This is a genomic window from Elioraea sp. (assembly GCF_022842375.1).
Lineage (GTDB): Bacteria > Pseudomonadota > Alphaproteobacteria > Acetobacterales > Acetobacteraceae > Elioraea_A.
The window spans coordinates 1-2780 of the sequence record NZ_JALHPR010000077.1 but is presented as its reverse complement, the minus strand read 5'-3'; the positions used below and the strand labels follow the sequence as shown (position 1 = coordinate 2780).

Here is a 2780-nt window from a genome sequence, read left to right as displayed (position 1 = left end):
CGAGCGCGCGCGCGCCGAAGCCGACCTGGCCACCCTGCTCTCGCCGCGCGCCGAGGATGTCGCCGTCGCCCGCGCCGAACTCGCCGCCGCGGCGGCGGGGGAGGCCCAGGCGCTTGCCGATCGCGACACCGCGCGCCTTCTCGCGCCGATCGGCGGACGCGTGCTGAAGCTGCATGCGCGCGCCGGCGAGAAGGTGGGGGAGGACGGGGTGCTCGAACTCGCCGATCTCACCGCGCTCGACATCGTCGCCGAGGTCTACGAGACAGACCTGCCGCGCGTGCGCCAGGGGGCGCGGGCAGAGGTGATCGTTCCGGGCGAGCAGCGACGCTTCGGCGCCACCGTGCGCGAGATCGGCTGGATGGTCCGCCGCAGCGCCGTTGTCTCAGCCGACCCGGTGGCGGCGATCGATGCGCGCGTGGTCGAGGTCAGGCTCGCGCTCGACGATGCCGGCACCGATGCTCTGGCGCGGCGCAGCAACATGCAGGTGCAGGTCAGGATCGCGCCATGAAGGCAGCGGCAACGTGGCTGCTGCCGCTCCGCCTCGCCTGGCGGCAGCTCAAGCACGAGCCTGCGCGGCTGCTGGCGGCGCTGTCGGGCGTACTGTTCGCCTGCCTGCTGATCTTCATGCAGCTCGGCTTCATGGACGCGCTGTTCGACAGCGCGGTGAAGCCGCAGGAAGGCATGCGGGCCGATCTGTACCTGATGCACCGCCAGGCGGAAGCGCTCTGGCGCACGCAGCCCTTTCCGCGCGCACGGCTGATGCAGACGCTCGGCGCGGACGGGGTGGACCGCGTCGTGCCGATGTACGTCGCCAACGCGGCGTGGAAAAACCCGGTCACCAGCCTCAAGCGCACCCTGCTCGTGTTCGGCGTCGATCCCGAAGCCGGCCTGCTCGACTACGAGGGGATGGACGCGGCCGGGCGCGAGGCGATCCGGCGGGCCGACGTGATCCTGTTCGACGAGCGCAGCAAGCCGGAATTCGGACCGGTTCCGGAACTTCTGAGGCAGGGTCCACTCTTCGTCGAGGTCGCCAACCGCCGTGTCGAGGTGGCCGGGCTGTTCCGCATCGGCGCCACCTTCGGCTCGGAGGGCAACGCCATCACGTCCGAGACGAACTTCCTCCGCCTCTTCCCGAACCGCACCTTCGGGCATGTCGATATCGGCGCGATCTTCCTCAGCCCGGGCGCCGACCCGCTCGCCGTGAAGGCCGCGATCGCCCCGCTGCTGGCCGATGACGTGATGCTGATGACGCACCAGCAGCTGATCGATTTCGAGATGCGCTACTGGGCCGAGGCGGCCCCGATCGGCTTCATCTTCGGCATGGGCGTGGTGATCGGGCTGATCGTCGGCTGCGTCATCGTCTACCAGATCCTGTTCACCGACATCGCGCGCCACATCGGCGAGTACGCGACGCTGAAGGCGATGGGCTACGGCAATTTCTATCTCGCGCGCGTGGTGATGGGTGCCTCCCTGATCCTCGCCGTGGCCGGCTACGTTCCCGGCTGGCTCGCGTCGAAGGCGCTCTACGCACTGGCGACGAAGCAGATCTTCATCCCGCTGACGCTCGACCTCGAGAAGAGCATTCTCGTGTTCGTGCTCGTGTTCGGCATGTGCGTCATCTCCGGCCTGCTCGCCATCCGCAAGCTGCGCGACGCGAACCCAGCGGATATGTTCTAGGCCCGCATGACGCACGCGATCGATGTCCGGGGCCTGACGCATCGTTTCGGTGACGGCGAGCTCGCCAAGCCCGTGCTGGTCGATCTCTCGCTCGCCGTGCACCCCGGCGAGATCGTTCTGTTGACGGGTCCTTCCGGCTCTGGAAAGACCACGCTGTTGACGCTGGTCGGCGCGCTGCGTGCCGTGCAGGACGGCTCCTGCCGCGTGCTGGGAACCGAGCTCGCGGGCGCGGGTGAGCGTGACCGCGTGCTGCTGCGCCGGCGCATCGGCTTCATCTTCCAGCATCACAACCTGCTCGGCTTCCTCACCGCGCGGCAGAATGTCGCGATGGCGCTCGAGGTCGAGGCGACGCTGTCGGAGGCGGAACGGCTCGCGCGGGCCGATGCGGCGCTGGAGGATGTCGGCCTCGCCGACAAGATCGGCGCCTATCCCGCCACGCTCTCGGGCGGGCAGCGGCAGCGCGTGGCGATCGCCCGCGCGCTGGTGCACGAGCCAGGTGCCATCCTCGCCGACGAGCCCACCGCCGCGCTCGACAGCAGGACGGGGGGTGACGCGATGCGCCTGCTGCGCCGGCTCGCCAAGGAGCGCGGCCGCACCATCCTGCTTGTCACCCACGACCCCCGCATCCTCGACATCGCCGACAGGATCGTCGCGATGGAGGATGGACGGATCATCGAGGGTGCGAGGAACTAGGCGTCAGGTGCTGCGGGCGTCCTCGGGCAACGCCATGCCCCACATCTTCTCGAGCGCGTAGAGCGAGCGCGCCTCGGGGCGGAACAGGTGCACGACAAGGTCACCGGCATCGATCAGCACCCAGTCGGATGCGCCAAGGCCCTCGATCCTCACGCGGCCGATGCCCTGACCCTCGAGCTTCTCGACCAGGTGCTCGGCCATCGCCTGGATCTGGCGGCCTGCCAGCCCGGTCGCCACCACCATCCGGTCGGCGAAGGCCGCCTTGCCGGTAAGGTCGAGCACGACGACGTTCTCGGCCTTGTCAGCCTCCAGGCTCTCGACCGCGAGGCGGGTGATCGCGTCGATGCCGCGATCGGGCTTCGGCGGGGTGGGGGTCGCCTTCGCGGCGCGGCGCGCCTTCGGCTTCGCTG

At 69.6% G+C, this 2780-nt stretch carries 4 protein-coding genes; 3 read left to right on the top strand and 1 reads right to left on the bottom strand.

Annotated features, from left to right (window positions below):
- The 3 genes from Q0C38_RS23220 to Q0C38_RS23210 form a co-directional block, all read left to right on the top strand.
- The coding region (locus Q0C38_RS23220) for an HlyD family efflux transporter periplasmic adaptor subunit (protein WP_291299513.1) at window positions 1-508 on the top strand (508 nt) is incomplete at its 5' end.
- On the top strand, window positions 505-1677 hold the full coding sequence (gene devC, locus Q0C38_RS23215) for an ABC transporter permease DevC (protein WP_291299512.1): 1173 nt from the start codon (window positions 505-507) through the stop codon (window positions 1675-1677). The genes Q0C38_RS23220 and devC, both read left to right, overlap by 4 nt.
- A 6-nt stretch (window positions 1678-1683) precedes the next feature.
- Window positions 1684-2370, top strand: a complete 687-nt coding sequence (locus Q0C38_RS23210) for an ATP-binding cassette domain-containing protein (protein WP_291299511.1) — start codon at window positions 1684-1686, stop codon at window positions 2368-2370.
- A 3-nt stretch (window positions 2371-2373) separates the two neighbouring features.
- Here Q0C38_RS23210 and rsfS read toward each other — a convergent pair.
- The coding region (rsfS, locus tag Q0C38_RS23205; RefSeq protein WP_408870067.1) for a ribosome silencing factor at window positions 2374-2780 on the bottom strand (407 nt) is incomplete at its 5' end.

Coding starts and splice junctions, on each gene's coding strand:
- devC (WP_291299512.1), top strand. CDS start 505: ATGAAGGCAGCGGCAACGTGGCTGCTGCCGCTCCGCCTCGCCTGGCGG.
- Q0C38_RS23210 (WP_291299511.1), top strand. CDS start 1,684: ATGACGCACGCGATCGATGTCCGGGGCCTGACGCATCGTTTCGGTGAC.